This window comes from Nonomuraea sp. NPDC050202 (assembly GCF_040656115.1).
GTDB lineage: Bacteria > Actinomycetota > Actinomycetes > Streptosporangiales > Streptosporangiaceae > Nonomuraea.
This window is the reverse complement of record NZ_JBFALF010000040.1, coordinates 42,461-60,295: the sequence shown is the minus strand read 5'-3', so window position 1 is coordinate 60,295 and position 17,835 is coordinate 42,461. Positions and strand designations below refer to the sequence as shown.

20 protein-coding genes are annotated in these 17,835 nt (G+C 70.3%); 11 read left to right on the top strand and 9 right to left on the bottom strand.

Annotated features, from left to right (window positions below):
• Positions 1-180 precede the first annotated feature (180 nt).
• Complete coding sequence (locus tag AB0I79_RS52890) at positions 181-1,236, top strand: hypothetical protein (RefSeq protein ID WP_357891371.1); 1,056 nt, start codon at positions 181-183, stop codon at positions 1,234-1,236.
• 222 nt (positions 1,237-1,458) lie between these two features.
• Here AB0I79_RS52890 and AB0I79_RS52885 read toward each other — a convergent pair whose 3' ends face one another.
• On the bottom strand, positions 1,459-3,093 hold the full coding sequence (locus AB0I79_RS52885) for an RICIN domain-containing protein (RefSeq protein WP_357891368.1): 1,635 nt from the start codon (positions 3,091-3,093) through the stop codon (positions 1,459-1,461).
• 934 nt (positions 3,094-4,027) lie between these two features.
• Here AB0I79_RS52885 and AB0I79_RS52880 point away from each other — a divergent pair.
• The 3 genes from AB0I79_RS52880 to AB0I79_RS52870 are packed head-to-tail and all read left to right on the top strand — an operon-like array spanning position 4,028 to position 5,667.
• Positions 4,028-4,393 (top strand): YbaB/EbfC family nucleoid-associated protein, encoded by a 366-nt coding sequence (locus tag AB0I79_RS52880; protein WP_357891365.1) that lies wholly within the window; start codon positions 4,028-4,030, stop codon positions 4,391-4,393.
• Entirely contained in the window at positions 4,384-5,298 is a 915-nt protein-coding gene (locus AB0I79_RS52875) for a hypothetical protein (RefSeq protein WP_357891362.1), read from the top strand. Before AB0I79_RS52880 ends, AB0I79_RS52875 begins: the two co-directional genes overlap by 10 nt.
• A 9-nt stretch (positions 5,299-5,307) precedes the next feature.
• A complete protein-coding gene (locus AB0I79_RS52870) occupies positions 5,308-5,667 on the top strand; it encodes a hypothetical protein (protein WP_357891360.1) in 360 nt (119 codons plus the stop codon).
• Positions 5,668-5,706: 39 nt separating this feature from the next.
• On the opposite strand, the gene AB0I79_RS52865 is transcribed toward AB0I79_RS52870, so the two are convergent.
• Entirely contained in the window at positions 5,707-5,940 is a 234-nt protein-coding gene (locus AB0I79_RS52865; RefSeq protein ID WP_357891357.1) for a helix-turn-helix domain-containing protein, read from the bottom strand.
• 301 nt (positions 5,941-6,241) lie between these two features.
• On the opposite strand from AB0I79_RS52865, the gene AB0I79_RS52860 reads away from it, so the two are divergent.
• Positions 6,242-6,622 (top strand): VOC family protein, encoded by a 381-nt coding sequence (locus tag AB0I79_RS52860; protein WP_357891354.1) that lies wholly within the window; start codon positions 6,242-6,244, stop codon positions 6,620-6,622.
• Positions 6,619-7,494 carry a sigma-70 family RNA polymerase sigma factor gene (locus tag AB0I79_RS52855; protein ID WP_357891351.1) on the top strand — a complete coding sequence of 292 codons (876 nt, stop codon included), beginning with the start codon at positions 6,619-6,621 and terminating at the stop codon, positions 7,492-7,494. The genes AB0I79_RS52860 and AB0I79_RS52855 overlap by 4 nt, the downstream gene beginning before the upstream one ends.
• A gap of 318 nt (positions 7,495-7,812) precedes the next feature.
• On the opposite strand, the gene AB0I79_RS52850 is transcribed toward AB0I79_RS52855, so the two are convergent.
• The 3 genes from AB0I79_RS52850 to AB0I79_RS52840 form a co-directional block, all read right to left on the bottom strand.
• The gene (locus AB0I79_RS52850) at positions 7,813-8,304 is read right to left on the bottom strand and encodes a YceI family protein (RefSeq protein ID WP_357891349.1); all 492 of its coding nucleotides are present in this window, start codon (positions 8,302-8,304) and stop codon (positions 7,813-7,815) included.
• Between the two features lie 277 nt (positions 8,305-8,581).
• Positions 8,582-8,950 (bottom strand): hypothetical protein, encoded by a 369-nt coding sequence (locus AB0I79_RS52845; protein WP_357891346.1) that lies wholly within the window; start codon positions 8,948-8,950, stop codon positions 8,582-8,584.
• An 8-nt stretch (positions 8,951-8,958) separates the two neighbouring features.
• A complete protein-coding gene (locus tag AB0I79_RS52840; RefSeq protein ID WP_357891343.1) occupies positions 8,959-9,681 on the bottom strand; it encodes an SDR family NAD(P)-dependent oxidoreductase in 723 nt (240 codons plus the stop codon).
• Between the two features lie 102 nt (positions 9,682-9,783).
• Between AB0I79_RS52840 and AB0I79_RS52835 the strand changes: the two genes are divergently transcribed.
• From AB0I79_RS52835 to AB0I79_RS52820, 4 genes are all read left to right on the top strand, one after another.
• On the top strand, positions 9,784-10,620 hold the full coding sequence (locus tag AB0I79_RS52835; RefSeq protein WP_357891340.1) for a helix-turn-helix transcriptional regulator: 837 nt from the start codon (positions 9,784-9,786) through the stop codon (positions 10,618-10,620).
• A gap of 631 nt (positions 10,621-11,251) precedes the next feature.
• Complete coding sequence (locus AB0I79_RS52830) at positions 11,252-11,983, top strand: hypothetical protein (RefSeq protein ID WP_357891337.1); 732 nt, start codon at positions 11,252-11,254, stop codon at positions 11,981-11,983.
• Positions 11,980-12,555, top strand: coding sequence for an XRE family transcriptional regulator (locus AB0I79_RS52825; protein ID WP_357891334.1), 576 nt, complete (start codon positions 11,980-11,982; stop codon positions 12,553-12,555). The genes AB0I79_RS52830 and AB0I79_RS52825 overlap by 4 nt, the downstream gene beginning before the upstream one ends.
• A gap of 134 nt (positions 12,556-12,689) precedes the next feature.
• Entirely contained in the window at positions 12,690-13,553 is an 864-nt protein-coding gene (locus tag AB0I79_RS52820; protein ID WP_357891331.1) for an acyl-CoA thioester hydrolase/BAAT C-terminal domain-containing protein, read from the top strand.
• 100 nt (positions 13,554-13,653) lie between these two features.
• Here the strand turns inward: AB0I79_RS52820 and AB0I79_RS52815 are convergent, their stop codons facing one another.
• Together AB0I79_RS52815 and AB0I79_RS52810 are read right to left on the bottom strand one after the other, a co-directional pair.
• Positions 13,654-14,346 carry a carbonic anhydrase gene (locus AB0I79_RS52815; protein ID WP_357891329.1) on the bottom strand — a complete coding sequence of 231 codons (693 nt, stop codon included), beginning with the start codon at positions 14,344-14,346 and terminating at the stop codon, positions 13,654-13,656.
• A 262-nt stretch (positions 14,347-14,608) separates the two neighbouring features.
• On the bottom strand, positions 14,609-15,022 hold the full coding sequence (locus AB0I79_RS52810) for a TetR/AcrR family transcriptional regulator C-terminal domain-containing protein (protein ID WP_357891326.1): 414 nt from the start codon (positions 15,020-15,022) through the stop codon (positions 14,609-14,611).
• 98 nt (positions 15,023-15,120) lie between these two features.
• Between AB0I79_RS52810 and AB0I79_RS52805 the strand changes: the two genes are divergently transcribed.
• Positions 15,121-15,765, top strand: a complete 645-nt coding sequence (locus tag AB0I79_RS52805; protein WP_357891323.1) for a hypothetical protein — start codon at positions 15,121-15,123, stop codon at positions 15,763-15,765.
• A gap of 135 nt (positions 15,766-15,900) precedes the next feature.
• Here AB0I79_RS52805 and AB0I79_RS52800 read toward each other — a convergent pair whose 3' ends face one another.
• Entirely contained in the window at positions 15,901-16,146 is a 246-nt protein-coding gene (locus AB0I79_RS52800) for a hypothetical protein (RefSeq protein ID WP_357891320.1), read from the bottom strand.
• Positions 16,147-16,224: 78 nt separating this feature from the next.
• Complete coding sequence (locus tag AB0I79_RS52795; protein ID WP_357891317.1) at positions 16,225-17,715, bottom strand: phospholipase A2; 1,491 nt, start codon at positions 17,713-17,715, stop codon at positions 16,225-16,227.
• Positions 17,716-17,835: the final 120 nt, after the last annotated feature.

Sequence of the window (17,835 nt, the reverse complement as noted above, 5' to 3'; positions counted from 1 at the left end):
GAATCGTCGCACCCTCGGCGCTTGCCGGCAACGTTGGCAACCGGCCTTCGTACGGTGACATGAACCGGGCCGGCTGAACCGCCCGAGGCGCGAGGGCCGAAGAGGCTCCCGGATGATCGGGCCGGTGGGTTCGTCTGCGCGTCTCCCAACGTTCACAAAGGCCCCATAAGTTACCAATTCATGGCAATCAATGACATGTCTTCTGGTCCGCTGTCACGCAGGTCCCTGCTCGCCGGTGTCCTGTCGGGAGCCGGAATCACCGTCCTGGGTGGCGCTTCCGCCCAGGCGGCGAGCCGGCCGGACGGGATCGGGCCGCGCGTCCTGATCGCAACGAACGAGCCGTGGGGCACGTACCACACCGCGCCGCTGCTGCCGCAGGCGCGCCGGCAAGGATGGGAGGTCGTGCACCTGGTTCCCGACCGGTCCCAGATCAAGCCGGACGACCCGGTCCCCGTCGCGACGCCCGAGGAGGTCTCCCGGGCCGACCTGCTCGTGGTGACCGGGGCCGGCGACTGGCCCGCCGACTGCGCGGCGCGGTTGCGCCGGTTGCCGCTCATCGCCTCCTCGCTGGCCTACCAGCTGCCGCGGGAGGCGCCGCGGGCCGGGGAGTTCCGCGACCGGCTGCGGGCGATCACCGCGTCGTCGCCGGCCGAGGCCAAGGTGTTCGACGACTATCTGGGCACCCGCCGCGCGATCTCGGTCGTGGGAACCCCGCAGACCGACGCCCTGCCCAGGCACCGGCCGGAGGCGGGCACCGTCCTCGTGCTCACCAGCGTCACCAGGTCCGGCCAGACGGGCGGCTCGGCCCCCGGCACCGAGCTGCTGCTGGCCGCGGCCGAGCGGCTCGCGGCGGCCGGCCGGCACATCCTGGTCGGCCTCCACCCGCGCGAGGACCGCTCGCTGTGGGAGAGGTACGAGATCAGCACGGTCCCATCGGTCCAGGCGGCGGCGCGGGCCGAGGTCGCCATCGGCATCCCCGGGACCGTCTTCCCCGTGGTGGCGGCGGTGGGCGTGCCGCTGGTGGGCTGCACCGACCCGGCGCTGCAGATCCCCGGCTACCTGCTGAGCGTCTGCGCGCGTACGATCACCACCGCCGACGGGGCGGTGAACGCCGTGGAGACGGCCGGGCCGGTCTCGCGCGAGGTCCTCTACGAGGCGGTCGGCCCGGTGGGCGGCTCGGCCAGGCGGCTGCTGAAGGTGTGGCGCAAGGCCGGGATCCGCGCGCACGCGGCCTGACGCCGGCGGGCGGATCCGACTTGGGTCGTGCGAGGTCTGATTCTTGGATCGGTCTTTGTCGTCGGGGTCACCGTAGTGATCGCCGAGAACCGGGGGCGGGATATGACCGACTACCCGTTCGAGCTTCGTGGGATGGCGTCCCGCGTGCGGACGCGGTCGTACCGACCGCATGAACGAACCGCCGGGCGGCCGCGGCGTTCCGTGGCCGCCCTGGCGTGCCACTTACGCCCGTGTCCAGCGTTGGTTGGCGCCGGCGTGGCAGTTCCACAGGACCACGGCGGTGCCGTTGCCGGTGTTCGCTCCGTCGACGTCCAGGCACAGCCCGCTCTGGGCGTTGCTGATGGTGCGGTTGCCGTTGAAGGTCCATTGCTGGTTGGTGCCGCCGTTGCAGTCCCAGATCTGTACGCGGGTGCCGGGGGTGGCATTGAGGGGCGCGTCCAGGCACTTGCCCAGCACCTGCAGCGCCCGCCCGTTCTCGGTGAACTGCTGGTTGGCCCCGTTGTGGCAGTCCCAGATCAGTGTCTGGGCGCCGTTGGCCGAGGACGCCTGATTGACGTCCAGGCACCGACCGGACGCCTCGCCACGCAACCGGAAGGAGGGCGGTGGGGTCGAGGTCCCGCCGCCGCTGACGCGGTAGACGGCGGTGCCGTGCGCCGGCACCGTTGCGGAGATGGTGCCGCTGCTGGTGGAGGTCGTCCCGGTCCAGAGGTCGCGGAGCGTGAACGACGAACCCGTCTTGCCGATCGCCGCGGCGGTGGTGGAGATCGTCGTCGTGGAACCACCCTGGTTGAACAGCGCCACGGCGACATCGCCGTTGGCGAGCCGCTTGGCGAGCACACGGCGGGTACCGTCGTTGGAGACCTGTACGGCCTGCAGTCCGAGCGAGTCCTGGTTGACCGCGACGAGGTCGGCGTTCTTCAAGATGGCCAAGGTCTCCGCACTGGCGCTGCGCAGGTCGTTTCCCGCGATCAGCGGAGCGGCCATGACGGCCCAGAGCGCGAAGTGGCTACGCTGCTCCGTAGCGGTCAGGCCGCTGCGGCCCACCTCCATCATGTCAGGGTCGTTGAAGCCGCCCGGCCCGGCGTAGGACGCCAGCGGCACATTGACGTTGACGATGTTCTGGATGCCCATCGGGTAACCGTTGGTCTGGCCGGTGTCCCACGCGTTGGTGATGTCCTCGGTGGTGCGCCACATGTTGGCCACATCGCTCCAGTTGCGAAGTGGGCCGGTCTTCTCGTGGATGCTGTTCGAATTGATGCTGTACACGATGGGCCGGCCGGTGGCGGCCAGCGCATCCCGCATCTTCGCGAACGCGGCCACCTGGTCATTGATGGTTCCGCTCGGCGAACACCAGTCGTACTTGAGGAAGTCCACACCCCAGGCGGCGAACTGGCGGGCGTCCTGCGCCTCGTGGCCGAGGCTGCCGGTCGCTCCGGGGAAGGCGTCGAAGTACTGCGCGCAGGTCTGATCCATCGGAGACTGGTAGATGCCGAACAACAGACCACGAGCGTGCAGGTAGTCGCCGAGAGCCCGCATGCCGCTCGGGAAGCGTGTCGGGTGAGCCTGCAGGTTGCCCTGCGCGTCCCGATCCGGGTTGAACCAGCAGTCATCGACCACGACGTACCGGTAACCCAGCTCCTGCATGCCGTTGGCCACGATGGTATCCGCCATCTGCCGGATGAGCGTTTCGTTGATGTTGCATCCGAACGTGTTCCAGGTGTTCCACCCCATCGGCGGGGTACGGGCCACGCCGTTGTCGAGCGCCGTCGCCGGGGGTGTGGTCACCTGTGTCATGACCACGACGCCGACCGCGGCCGCCGCGAGAATCGTCGTTGCCGCGCTCGTCCATCGGGACATTCGAAGCCTGGCCCGTTCACCTAACCATGTCATCGCACTACTCCGATCTGAACGGCCTCCGGCCGGAGGCTCGGAACCGTCGTGGACTGGGGGACGACCCGGAAGGTCGCATCCTGCCGGTCAGTGAGGCTGGAGGTCGCACAGGCCCTGTGTCCTGGCCGCCGGTGTGACAACAACGTTGTTCTGGTTCAGCGGCGTCCAGTTCAGGCCGTCACGGCTGACCGTGAGGTGCAGGCCCGTCCGCAGCCAGTAGCGCCTTCTACCGTGTGTGCACCAGTGCGGTGGTTTCGCCCAAGGGCTCGAGGCGGCGAAGGGCAGAGCGAGGAGGAGCGCTGACCGGCTCGATGTAGCCGCGGTAGTCCCGGTGGCGGAGCGGTACCGGGTGGAAGATCGCACCGTCCCCCATGAGCGCCAACATTTGCGTTTGCCGGTGCAGTGCCGTCTCGCCCCTGGTCAGTCATGGCGGACATCCCCGCACGGTCGACCGCCTGTTCCCATGGGCCCTACAGCCTCGCGAGCCGGGTGTGTCCAGGCACAGCGGAACCCCGGTCAATCCGGTGACGCCGAATGTGCGACTGGCCGGAGCGATGGGTTGTTATCGCTAACAATTACCCGCCTTCCCGTGCGCGGTGGTGAGATGCCAGCGAGTAAATACAATGCGCCGATGCCCGTCAACGAGCCGCCGCCCTCGTCGGCGGATCTCTCGGGAGATCCGCGCATCCAGCCTGTCCTTTTGCCTTGTGGCGAGCACATCAGGGCACCTCGGGCGGTGAAACTTTCATCACTTTGAGCGGCTGTGCGCGCGATCGCCGGCTGAACGTCCAGCCCCGATCGGCCGGTCGGGCCACGGCCACGGCATGCCGACCGATTACCTCTATTTCCGGCCTGTTTTTGGAGTATGTTATGAACTTCGCTCAAACAACCGGGAGGCGGGATGACACCACCGACGGAGCCGTTCAGCACCGCCGGCGACCCAGAGCTGGGCCGGCTGCTGAAGGACTTCCAGCAGGAGCTGACGGCGATCGAGGGACTGCGCGACCGGATCACCTCGGTCGTGGGCCGGGGCGAGGCGGCCGAGGGGCGCGTCGTGGTGCAGGTGACACAGACCGGGGCACTGGCCGGGCTCAGCATCGATCCCCGCGCGATGCGGCTCGGCTCCGACCAGCTCGCGGCGGCGATCATGGAGGCCGCCGGGCGGGCGGCGCGCGCCGCCGAGCAGGAGGCCAACGACATGGTGGCGCCGTTCATCGCCGGGACGCTGCTGGACGAGGACGGCACGGGCGGGACCCGGTGGCGCTGAGAGTCAGCCCCAGCCGCGCGAGCATCTACGGCCTGGGCAGCCTGGGCATCGCGGCCTTCGTGTTCAAGATGCTCGCCACGCCCTACCCCGAGGGTGATCCGGACAAGGCGCGCCAGGCGGGTGCCGTCTGGAAACGCCTGGCCGACCGGATCGAGAAGAGCCCCGACCACACCTACCCCGCCGCGCAATCGGTGTGGCGCAAGAACGACGGGGCGGGTGTGGAGGAGTTCAAGAAGACGGTGACCGGCGCGCTCTACCCGCAGGCCGAGGAGAACGCCTTCACCGCCAAGCTCGCCCAGCGGTGCCGCGACAACGGCACGGCCTGCGACGAGTTCGCCGAGACGCTCCAGGCGGCCAGGGACGCGTACTGGACGCTGGCACTGGCCAACCTGGCGAGCTTCATCTTCATCACCACCTTTCCCTGGCAGGCGGGCTGGGCGTACGAGATCACGCAGATCCTCATCCGGCGGGCGCAGGCCCGGCTGCTGGCGAAGTTGCTGGAGCACAGCATCGCCAAGATCGTGCTGAGCAAGCTGACGGAGTACACGATCGGCAGCGTCTTCTTCGCCGTGGGCGACGTGGGCGTCGTGGCGGGCGTCAAGGCGCTGCGCGGCGAGGACCCCGGCTCGCTCGGCGAGAACGCGACGCAGGCGATGAAGGAGTTCGCCGCGTCGGTCGCCTTCTACGGGGTGTTCGACGCGGCCATGCCCCTGGCCAGGAAGGCGACCTCGAACATGGACATCCAGTACTTCCTGAGCCGCCTGGCCGGCGGATCGGTCGGGTACGGCCCCGCGTACGAGGCCCTGAACGGGCAGTCGGGCACGGAGCTCGTCCCCACCTGGGAGCAGACCCTGAGCCGGGCGCTGCTGTACTTCACCATGGCGCACAAGCCGGCCGGAGGATGACGAGACGGCATGGAGATCCACAACAAACAGCTCCGCTCGGCGGCGACCGCGTTCGAGACGGAGCAGAGCGACCTGGCCAAGTTCGTCGCCGCGGCGGCCGAGGACCTGAACGCCATCGGCGACTTCTGGGGCGGCACTCAGGAGGGCACGACGTTCATGAAGGGCCAGGGCGGCGGCAGCGGGTACGAGGCGGTCACCGGCCAGATCATCGAGGGCATCGACGTGCTGCTCGACGCCCACCACGAGATCGCCCAACGCCTGCGTCTCATGGCGGACAACGTGCAGGTGGCCGACTGGGCCGGCCTCGCCGTGATCCTGTCGAAGTTGCCCCCCGCCGACCCCGAACGGCCGATCTGGGGCACGGGCTGAGCACCTGAGCCCCAGGGAGCACCAGGGTGTGAGACCAGCTCAAGCCGGCGAAGGAGCACTCTGGTCAACAAGGGCCGGCTCCGGTACGTCTTCTGGGCGTGTCTCCAGGGCTCGCTGCGCGGCCTCCACCCGGACCCGTTCGACGTAGGCGGCGGGCGGGATGCCGAGTTCGGTGGTGAAGCGGCGTTGCAGGTGGCGGGGGCTGAGCCCGGCGTGCGCGGCCAGGCCGGCGCTCTCGTGCCGGGCGCCGGGGTCGGCGTGGACGGCCGTCACGGCCCGGCGGATCGGGTCGTACGCGGCACGACCGCCGTGCGGTACTGAAGCCTGGGGCCACAGCGAACGCCTCGCGCAGCGTGACCAGCGAATATCGCCCGTGAACCGGCAGGTCAGACACCGCACTCTGAGCCCCACAGGGTGAGTCCGGCGCACCCGCATGCGCCCTGGTAGCCGCTCCGGCGGACCGGTCCTGTTACCTTTTCGCGGCGGCACTCGTCATGGGTGTGACGGCCGAAGACGAACGGTCGTCGCACCAACGAGTGAATCGAGAAACAGGATGCTGACTACCATCATGTACGTGACGGTCTACGTCACCGATCAGGACCGTGCGCTGGAGTTCTACACCGAGGGGCTCGGCTTGGAGAAGCGGATCGACTTCTCTGGGCCCGACGGCCGGTTCCTCACCGTCGGCGTTCCCGACAGCCCGGTGCAGATTCTCCTGTGGTCGCATGCGGCGGCCGCGGGTCAGCCGGGTGACGTGAGCCAGGACGGCGCGCCCGGTCCGCTGATCCTTGAATCCGATGACCTGCGGAAGGATTTCGAGATCATGCGCCGGCGCGGCGTCACCTTCGAAGAGTCCGGGCCCGTGGACTATCCGTTCGGGGTCCGCATCGAGGCGGTGGACCCGGACGGCAACCGGGTCTCGCTCCGTCAGCAGCGCAAGCAGCGGCAGCCGTGACCACCCAGCCGTCCGGCCTGGTGACCGAGGCGTTCGAAGCCCAGCGCGATCGGCTGCGCGCCCTCGCCTACCGCGTGCTGGGCTCGCACGCCGACGCCGAGGACGTGGTCCAGGAGGCCTGGATGCGCCTGGTCCGCCAGGACGAGGCGAGCATCGGCAACCTGGCGGGCTGGCTGACCACCGTGGTCGGCCGAATCAGCCTGGACCTGCTGAGATCCCGTCAAGCCCACCCCGAGGCCGCCTACGGGCACGAGTTCGCGGACCTCGTGGTGACGCCTGCCGACGAGCCCACGCCGGACGAGCAGGTGGCGCTGGCCGATTCGGTCGGCTTCGCCCTGCTCGTCGTGCTGGACTCGCTCACTCCGAGCGAGCGCCTGGCGTTCGTCCTGCACGACATGTTCGCGGTCCCGTTCCAGGAGATCGGCCAGATCCTGGGCAAATCCGCCGACGCCACCAAGATGATCGCCAGTCGCGCCCGCCGCAAGGTCCGAACCACGGACCGGCCGGCGGGCCACGGCCGCGAGCACCAAGAGGTCGTCCAGGCGTTCAGCGCCGCCGCGCTGAGCGGCGACTTCGAAGCGCTCCTGCGGGTCCTCGACCCGAACGTGAAACTGACGGTCGACACCCCGGGCGGCATGGTCGTCACCCTCGGAGCCACCGCGGTCGCCTCCGGTGCCCGCATGTTCTCCGGCGAGGTCGCCCGCCAACGACCCGTTCTGGTCAACGGCATCCCCGGCCACATGTCCTGGCGCCCCGACGGAACCCCTCTGTCCGTCATCGCCTTCACCGTCGCCGAAGGCCGGATCACCGGCATCCACATCGTCGTCGACCCGGCCAGACTCGCCTCGATCCATCTGCCCGCCCCGGCCTGAGCCGGTGTCGTCAGGGCCGGCCCGGGCATGTGCGAGTCATCCCGGGCCGGCCCCGAACCGAGGTTGCGCCATGAGGGCCCAGGTCTCCCGCTGCCTGGGGGCCTGGGCTGAGGTTGCTGCGGAAGGCCATGGTGGCCGGGGGTGGGTGTGCATGAGGAGTTGCCGGCCCGCCGGGCCGCAGCCGGCGCCGCAGCCGGCGCCGTAGCCGCGCCGGGCTGCGGCGGGCTGCGGCGGGCTGCGGCGGGCTGCGGCGTCAGCCGCAACGTACCGCCCGAGGCCGGCCGTCGCGACGGTCTCCGGCTGCAGGGTGAGGGAACATCAGGTGGCGCGGGTGGCGACGATCTGGATGGCGATCCTGAGATGCCTGGCGGCCATGCCGCGCCCCTTCGTCAGACCGAAGGCGTAGCGGTCGATCGTGGCCGTGGCGTCGGCCGTAAGGAGCGTATCGGTGCTTGTCACGGAGAGGAGGGTCAGGCTGAGTGGCCGACCGACCTCCCGCACGGTCAGGTGCCCGTGCAACGCCGTCGGTGCTCGCCCTTGATCGGGCAGCCCTCCGCGAAAGGACATCGTCGGGTGGGAGTGCACGTCGAGGAAGTCGGCCGCACGCACGTGCCGGTCGCGCATCCGCAGCCCACTGGTGAAGGTGCCCGTGGGGATCTCCACCACGACGGACGAGTCCTCGAGCGGATCCCGGACGCTGATCGTCCCCCTTCCGATCATGAACGTTCCGCGCACCGGAAGCAGCCCGAACAGGGCGCGGGTCCTGAACCGGATCGTGGATCTGCCGGGGTCCATGAGGTAGTCACCCACGATGGGGGACGGTTGCCGGCCGGCCGGAGCGGGGGAGCCGGCGCGCTGCTCAGTGGAGATCCGCGAACGGATGCTCCCGGCCGGCCGGGGAGAACCCACGGTTGGGCATCGGCGCGTCCCAGCGAACTGCTCGGACTTGGGCGCCGGGCGCGGGAAGGGACATCTTGCCGTGTCCTGGCGGCGGCCGGTGTGAGGAACGGGCGCCGGGCCGCACTGCCCTGGCAGCCATTTCGCCACATCCGGCGAAGGGCTCTGCACCGAAAGTGATCCCGACGGGTCAGTCCTGGCGACGAATGGCGTCGATCGTCGTTTCCGGTGAAGTGTTGAAGCGGAACCGAATGCCGGGAGCCGCCACCGCCAGAACGTTGGTCAGCCGTTCGAACAGGAGGGTGTGCTCAGGGATCATGCGGACACCGCCTCCGATCATGACCACGCCGAAGGGCCCCTCCCCCAGCCGTTCCCGGACGGTCTTCTCCGCCTCGTCCGGGTCGGTGCCGACCAGGCACGGCACCGTGTCGAAGCCCGCCGCCCGCAGGGCCGCGTCGCCCTGCTCGATCCGTGCGGTGAGTGTCGCCTCGTCGAGACCGGGGTGCGCGGTGTAGTCGATCGTGCTCGGGTGCAGCCCGATCGTCAGGATCTTGGTCATCTTCACTCCTACCAGGGGACGGGACCGTCATTGCCGAAGAAGCCTCCCGTCGGCCCGCCGGGGTCCAAGGTAGCCAACCGGACGATCGCGGTGGCCCCTTCCGCGACGGTGTGGATGCCGGTGTGGTGGTTCATGTCGGTGGAGGGGTTGCCCGGGTCCGCGGCGTTGACCTTGAAGCCGGGCAGCGCCCGGGCGTACTGGGAGACGACCATGTTGAGCGCCGCCTTCGAGGAGGCATAGTCCAGGCTCAGGAAGCCGTGCTCGGGGCGGGCGGGGTCGCCGGCGTGTGTCAGCGAGGCGAGCGCGCTGGACACCATGACGATCCGGGGCTGCTGCGAACCGCGGAGCATCGGCAGGAAAGCGTGGGTGACCCGGACCTGGCCGAAGACGTTCACCTCGTACAGCGCGCGTAGCGCGTCGGCGTCCATGTCGGCCGGATCCAGCAACGGGCCGCCGACTCCGGCGTTGTTGACCAGCACGTCCAGGCGGTCCACGCGCTCGGCGACGGCCTTCACGGCCGCCGACACGGACTCGTCCGAGGTTACGTCGAGTTCGACGAACTCCACCTCGAGCCCTTCACCCGCCAGCGTGCCGGCGGCCCGGAGACCGCGTTCCCGGTCCCGCGCCGCCAGGAAGACCTGCCATCCCCGGCCGGCCAACTGGCGGACGGTCTCCTGGCCCAGCCCCTTGTTCGCTCCGGTGACCAGCGCCACCGTCCTCGTCTCTGTCATGGAGCCGATCCTCGGTGCAAGCGCTCCGGGCCCACCAGGACCGCTGAGGCATAGGACCTGCGGTACCACCCGGCCGAAGCGATCTACGGGCATGATTGAACAGTGAACCGCGCCGGACTCGCCGAAATACTCCGCACAGCTCGGGCTCGTGTACAGCCGCAGGACGTCGGGCTGCCGGCGGGGGCGCGTCGCCAGGTGCCGGGTCTGCGCCGGGAAGAGCTGGCCATGCTCGCAGGCGTGAGCGTCGATTACGTGGTCCGTCTGGAGCAGGGGCGCGGACCGCGCCCCTCGAGTCAGGTCATCGCCGCGTTGGCCCAGGCCCTGCGGCTCGGCGACGACGATCGCGACCTGCTGTTCCGGCTCGCCGGCCACGAGCCGCCGCAGGCCGGGCGCATCGCGATGCTCGTACGGCCGAGCGTGCTCCGGCTGCTGGACCGCATGGCGGATCTCCCCGTACTGGTGCTGTCGGCCAAGGGCGACGTGCTGGCCTGGAACCCACTCGGAGCAGCGCTTCAAGGCGACATGTCCACATGGCCGCGCCGGCAACGCAACCTCATCTGGCAGCGCTTTCTCGGCAGCAGCCGCTGTCAGGTCGCCGCAGGCCCGGACGAGGACGACGCGGCCGCCCGCGCCTCGGTCGGCACGCTGCGCGCCGCACAGGCCCGTTACCCTGACGACCCCGACCTGATCCGGATGATCGCGGAACTACGTCGTGGCAGCCCGCGATTCGACGAGCTCTGGCGGGAGGGGCACTCCTCCCCCTGGCGCGCCGCGACCAAGAGCATCACGCATCCCAGCCTGGGTGCGATCTCGCTCGACTGCGACGTCATGCTGCTCCCGGACGGTCACCAGACCGTGCTCGTCTACTCTGCCGAGCCGGGATCCCCCGAAGCGACGGCCCTGGACATGCTGCGGGTGATCGGCCTCCAGCAGGTGTGAGGCGGACGGTTCCGCCGAACGGTTCACCCGTGAGGCGTACGTGCGGGGTGGTGTGTCGACCTTCAGAGCGGGGAGTAGGCGGCTCGCCTGGTCCGGCCGTTCGACACCCGGCCGATCGAGCCGATCGAGTTGCCGTTTCCGGGATCTGGGCGCGGCGGCGACCTGCGGTTCTGCCCACCTGGTGCTGCCGGCCGATGTCGCGGCGGGTGGTGATCAGCACCTGGCCGTGAGCCTCTCCACCGCCGGGGCGTATGCGGCGCTGGAGCGCCGCAGCTCGCGCACGTCCGAACCGCCGCGCGCCGTCCCATGCCACCGATTGTCGCAAGCCGGGCGAGCCGATTGCCCTTCAGCGCCGACAACCTGACTCCTGGAGATGCTCCCGCGCGCTTGGTCCTCGCTCCTTGCGACATCTGCCGCCCAGCCGAGCAGGAGCGCCCCAAGCCCCACCGCCTTTCGAAGCGTTCCGGCCACTGGGTGACGCCGCGCCGGCGCAGCCACGCGGCGGCCTCGTCAAGCACGTCCAGCACCTCGGCGGCATGGGCCGTGGATGCGCGGTGCAGGGTGACGGCGGCGCCGTTCCAGATCATCTCCACGTGCCGATGCTAGCAACATCGTTCGATAGGATGAACGTATGGTTCACCTTAACGAGCGCCAGAAGATCTCGCAGGACGCCCTCTACCTGGAGGACACCTACCTCGGCGACGTCCACACCAGCGTGACCGCGACCGGGCACGACGAGGCCGGCGGCAGGTGGCTCGCGGTGCGGCACAACATCTTCCATCCACAAGGTGGCGGCCAGCCCGCCGACCGCGGCTGGCTGGGCGAGTGCGAAGTCGTCCCCGTACGCCACGCCGCGACCGGCCTGGTGGTGCTCCACGCGACCGGGAGCCACAGCGCCGGGCTGGACGACCTGTCCGAGGGCGATCTCGTGCACACGCGCATAGACGCCGGCCTGCGCCTGCTGCACGCCGCGCTGCACACCGCCGGCCACCTCGTCGAAGCGGCCTGCCGGGTCGAAGGCTGGACGCTGGCCGGCAGCAACCACTTCCCCGGCCAGGCCCGCATCGAGCTCACCCCGCCCGAGACCGGGGCGCAGCTCACCGATGCCGAGGAGCGGGAGAAGGCCGCCGACCGGCTGCGGGCGTTCATCGCCGCGGCCATGGCCGACGACCTGCCGGTCACCGCGGACCACGACGACGAAGGACACCGGGTCGTACGGCTCGGCGACGTCCACGCCGCTCCCTGCGGCGGCACCCACGTGCGCAGCCTCGCCGACCTGCGACAGGTGACGATCTCCGCCGTGAAGCTGAAGAAGGGCCGCCTCCGCGTCTCCTACACCGCCGGCCACCGGACGCTGCGATGAACGCACCCGGCCGAGACCGCCGTCCCGCCAGCAGCGCCGCCGCCGCAGCCGGCGCGCAAATCCAGCGCCGCCGGCGGCAGCGCGGCATGAGCCAGGCCGAACTGGCCCGGCGGACAGGGCTGAGCAAAGCGACCCTGTCGCAACTGGAGGCGGGCCAGGGCAACCCCACCCTCGACACCCTGGACGCCATCGCCGTCGCCCTGGCCATCCCGCTCACCGACCTGCTCGTCCGCCACGGCGACCCCGGCACCGTGCACCTCGCCTCGACAATCGCCAGCCAGGACGAGCCCACCCGCGAACTGCTGCGCCGGATCAGCGGCGGCCACAGCCTGGAGATCTGGCGACTGCGTCTCCCGCCGAACACCACCATCGACGGCGTTCCCCACGCTCCCGGCACGACCGAGCATCTCCTGATCGCCTCCGGCAGTCTCCTCGCAGGTCCGGGCGACGATCTCCGCCGCCTGGAGGTCGGCGACATGCTGGCCTTCGCCGGCGACGCCCCGCACTGCTATCGCACCGACGACACACCCGCCGACGTCACCGTGGTCATCGCCTCCCCGGCCGCCGGCTGAAGGGCCGACCTGGACGTACTGACCTTCCGGGCCCTCACAGCGATCCCCCCGCGCAGGGCTTGCCGCTGGTCGTGGGGTGATCAAGAAGTGCCCCCGTATCGGAGATCAAGAACTGCCTCCCGTACGTTGGCGGTATGGCCACCGAGATCATCGAGCAAGAGTTGACCGGCCCCTGGGAAGGCTTCCTCGCCGAACCGGCCGCGGGCAGCGGCCATGCAGGCGTCCTGGTGCTTTCCGGATCGAGTGGCCGGATCGAGCGCGAGCGGTGCCAGCTCTTCGCCCGCGCCGGCGTGACCGCGGTGTCGGTCCGGTGGTTCGGCGGTGCCGGGCAGCCACCCGGCATCTGCGAGGTCCCGCTGGAGACCTTCGTCGCCGCGACCGGGCTGGTGCGCGAACGCGGCGCCACGCGCGTCAGCATTCTCGGTCTCTCCAAGAGCGCCGAGGCGGCGCTGGTCGTGGCCGCTTTCACGGACTGCGCCGATGCCGTGGTCGCAGTTGCCCCGACGTCTGTCACCTGGGCCAACGTCGGGCCGGGCGGCGACGGCCGGGACCGCCCGTACCGCTCCAGCTGGACCTGGCAAGGGCGGCCGCTGCCCTTCGTCCCCTTTGACGACTCCTGGACGCAGGCGGAGCCGGACGGCGCGCCGGTCGCCGTGCTGGGTTGGTACGAGCGCAGCCTCGCGACCTATGCGGACCGGTTGCCCGCCGCAGCCATTCCGGTGGAGAAGGCCGGTGCCGACCTGGTGCTGATCGCGGGCGGCGCCGACCGGATGTGGCCGTCCCTGCGCTTCGCCCGCGAACTCGCGGCCCGGCGCTCGGCGGCCGGACGCGAGACGATGCTCATCACCCGGGCCGACGCGGGCCACCGGATCGTCTTCCCAGGCGAGGTGGCACCGCCCCCGTCCACCCGATTCGACCACGGCGGCACCCCGGAAACCGGTTCGGCCCTGGGCGCGGAGGCCTGGCCGCACGTGACAGCCGTCGTCCGCGGAGTCTGAGCCGAGCAGTACGGCTCGTCTCGACTGTGGTGCACGATCAATCCTTCCGGCGCGGCCGGGACCCGGTACAGGCCGGGTCCCGGCCATCTTCGCGGAGCGGTCACACCAGCCGGGTGACCTTGCCGGTGTCGAGCGAGTAATACCCGCCCACGATCTTGAGGTTCCGGTCGGCGATGCGTGGGGCGAGCAGCTTGTCGGACTTGAGCTCGGCCACGACATTGGTGGTGTTGATCCGGATCATCCTGTCCGCGTCCCCGCGGGCTTGCTCGTATGCCGGTCGCAGGTCGGTGACGATGCGCTGCAGGTGGCCGGGGAGCTTCGTGCCCTCCTTGAGGGCGTGGGCGGCGGCGGTGACCGCGCCGCAGCGCTGGTGGCCGAGCACCATGATCAGGGGTGTGTCCAGTTCGGCGGGGCCGTACTCGATGGCGCCTGCGATGAGGGGGTCGATGGTCTGGGCGGCGCTGCGTACGGTGAGGATGTCGCCGAGCCCCATGTCGAAGACGATCTCCGGGGGGACGCGGGAGTCGATGCAGGAGACGACCACCGCGTACGGCTCCTGCTTCTGGGCGACCTCCGCGCGCCGGCGGAGGTTCCGGTGGGGGTGGATGGAGGCGTCGGCGGCCCAGCGCCGGTTGCCCTCGCGCAGTTTCGCCCACGCCTGGTCCGGGGTGGCGGGCCGGCGCGCGGAGGGTCGTGCGAGGCCGTGCGCCGCCCCGCCGTCTAACAGGACCCCTCCGGCGGCCAGTCCAGCGGCGAGCAGTACCGTACGGCGGCCAACGATCTTCTTAGACATGGGATCCAGTATGCGGTATACCGCCTACACCTTGATTGCCGGGGTGCCTCACGGACGCGCGTCACCTGTTCCGCGAAGAGAGCCGGTGAAGCGTCGGCGACACCCCCCAGCAAGGCCCTCCGCTCCCGAACGCGTCCCCAGCCGCCAGGTCAGCGGCGCGAGAGATCGCGATTGCGGTTCGTGGAGCCGCTGCGCACCCTGCGAGCACGCTGGGCACGAGATTGGCCGACAACGCGGGCAGGCGGCTGGCGGACTCCTGTACTCACCCGACCCCGCTCTCCAGCAGCGTCATCAACTGATCGGCCGCGACGCGAGCCCGGTCGGCGATCTCCTTGTCGTCCGGCTCCCGGACGCCGTGCAACGCGTCCTCGAAGAGGTCTCTGCCGAGCATCGCGACGAACGTCGACGCCATGGAGCACGGGTCGGCGACCTTCCAGCCCTGGCTCGGAGCCCAACGGCTGAGGTAACGGCCCAGGACGTGCACCCGGAGCTCCATGACCTGGCGATAGCGGTGTCCGAGCTCCGGGAAGCGAGGGGCGTCCCGCGTCACCACCCGGTAGAGCGCCAGCTCGGTCGGCGACAGCACACGCCGCAGATGGTCGACACCCGCCATCGGCAACGCTACCTGCGGGGGTTCGGTGAACCAGGGCAGGTCCGCGTGCTCCTCGCGCGGCACCTCGGGTGCTGAACAGGCGTCTTGCTTGACGGCGCTGAACAGCTCGTCCTTGCCGCCGAAATGCCGGTAGAGTCCGCAGGATCCCGTACGGTGAAAACATGTTCTTCGAACCCCCGCCGGCTCAGGAAGAATCAACTCGCCCGCCCAAACCCGGATGGCCGCCCTGGGCCGCTCCGCCGTCGGACGAGATGGGCGCGGTGCTGGTCAGCGGACTGGTGCTGGCCCGCACCCCGAACGTCGCCATCACCGTGCCGACGATCCAGGCGTTCAGCACCGGCTGCCTGATCAACGTGGACATCGTCACCCGACGGCAGGCTCTGTCCTCCGACGACTTCCAGGCCCTCCAGCTGGTGGTGTTCCCTCACATGATCACCGGGGTGAGGGCCGGTCAGCCGCTGCCGGATCAGCTGCTGCGCTTCGGCGTGCGCTTCGCCGGCGGCGCCAAGGCCACCACCGTCGGACAACGTCTGGACAGGACACAACTCCCGCAGGATCCGCCACCGGGCCCGCATCTGTCCCTGCTGTTCCCCGGCATGTCCATGCGCAGCGGTGACGACGACGCAGGTGTCATGACCTGGGGGCTGTGGCTGTGGCCATCGCCTCCCCGCGAGAGGTTCGAACTCGCGGTGGAGTGGCCCGTCGGCGGGATCGAACTGAGCATCGTCGAACTCGATGGCGCCGCCATCGCGGCCGCCGCCCAGCAGGTGGTCTCATACTGGCCGGAACCCCCACAGAGCAGGTAGAGCTGGCGAGACGCCGGCGGGAAGGTTCCCTGAGGACGGGACCATCACGCTCGGGCCTCGGTGGACAGGACGGTGACGGCCTCGGCGGGCGCGGGTGGCCGGTCGAGAGCGGGGCGGGCCGTACCGGAGAGCGGTCTATGGGCGGAGGCCGCCGATGATGAGCCAGAGCGCGGCGGCCTGGATCAGGCCGGCCAGGTCGACGGCCAGGATCCAGGCCATCCCGCTGAGACTCGTACGGGAGACGACGTAGCTCAGCGGCAGCGTGATCACCGTCTGGATCATCGTGAAGACGTCGGGCACGCCGCTGCGTGAGGTGAACCAGGCCACGACGCCCAGCAGGATCACGAGCGCCGCGTAACTCCCCGCGACCCACGTCGCCACTGCCCTTCTCCTCATCTCTTCCCTGATCCTCTCACCCGGGGACCGCCCCCGCCGGGGCGCCGGCGGGGGCGGGGACGGCTATGACCTCGCGTCCGCGAGGGCGGGCGGGTTGCCCGTGGTGGCGTTGGCGCCGTTCTGCGGGTCGCCGAGGCGGACGCCCTGGCGGTACACCCACGCCCAGGTGGTGCAGCCCAGGGGCGAGCCGTAGGCGGGGCAGGTGTAGTCGCGCATCGTGGTGTAGAAGACGTCGTCCACCGCCGACTTCTTGTCGGGGGTCATGTGGTGGGTGACGCTCGACAGCTTGTAGGAGTTGCCGATGACTCCGTACCCGTAGTCGTGCATGTCGCAGGGGACGGTGAAGTCGTACCCGCCGGGCGTGTCTCCGGTCGGCGAGCTGCAGTGGTCGTAGTCGATGCCCATGACGATGTGGTTCGTCCTGGTGATCCGGGAGCTCGGCGGCTGCCAGCCGTAGTGGGCGACGTAGTCGGCCACGCATTCGGCCTGCGTGTGCCACATCCACTGCGACGCGTACGGGCAGGTCGGCGGGTAGTTGAGGACGCCGGGCCCGGCGGAGGCGGGCGCCACCATGGCGGCCTTCGGCTTGCTGCCCGAGGCCGGGAACGTGAGGCTCCACTTGCCGGTCCTGGGTGAGGTGAGCTGGGTCAGGAGGCCGGCGCGGTCGTAGGCGTAGGTCGTGGTGGCCGAGGTCGTGCCGTCGTCAAGGGTGGCGCTGCGCAGCCGGCCCTGCGGGTCGTAGGCGTAGGTGGCGCGCTTGGACTTGCTCTCGGCGGAGACGAGGCGGCCGGCGTAGTCGCCCGGCCGGTCCGCGGTGGCGGTGGTCTTCTCGGCGTACGTCAGCGTGATGGTCGTCTCGGGACCGCTGCCGGCGTCGAGGTCGGTGATGGTGGTCACGCGGCCCTGGTCGTCGTAGGTGACGGTGGAGGTACCGTACGCGGCCGTCGCGACGGAGGTGACGCGCCAGGCGCCGGCGATCTGACGCCAGGTGAGCACGACGTCGAGGTCCGCCGGCTTGATCCCGGAGCCACCGGCGGTGCCCGAGGCGGTCGCCTGGGCCAGCGTCTCTGTCGCGTCGGCGTCCCCGTCCTTGACGGTCAGGACGGAGCCGGTGGCGGAGGCGTAGGTACGGCTGCCGGCCTCGGCCCGCTGCCGGGTGTACCGGGTGGTCTCGCCTTCGTCCAGGTCAGTGGCCTGAGCCTGGTCGTCGTTCAGGTCGAGGCGGCGGCTCGTCAGGCCGCCGAGGAAGTCGGCCCGCCATCCCGGGCCAAAGACGGACAGGTCCGATCGCGGGCCCGGCGCTTCCTTGAAGCCGCCGTTCTTCTGCCCGGTGAGCCGGTAGACCCGGTCCAGGACGCCGGTGAACTCGGCGCGTTCCGGGAGCGTGAAGGTGCGGGTGCCCGGGATGTAGAGCCCGGGGCCGGTCGCGTTCACCTCCCTGGTCGGCTGCGGTGGGGGCGCGGATTCGCGCTGGTCGGCGAGGGCCGGGTACGACGAGGCGACCAGGGCCGCGGCGCATAACGCCGAGATGATCGCGACACGCGAGACGCTCATGTGGGGGTACGTCCTTCCGGAGACCGCGGGCCGCGCGCGGAGGAGTCGACCGACGACGCCGCCGCTCACGACCCTTCATCCACTTGACCTTCATCAGTATGAATTTCGGAGATCGTCTGT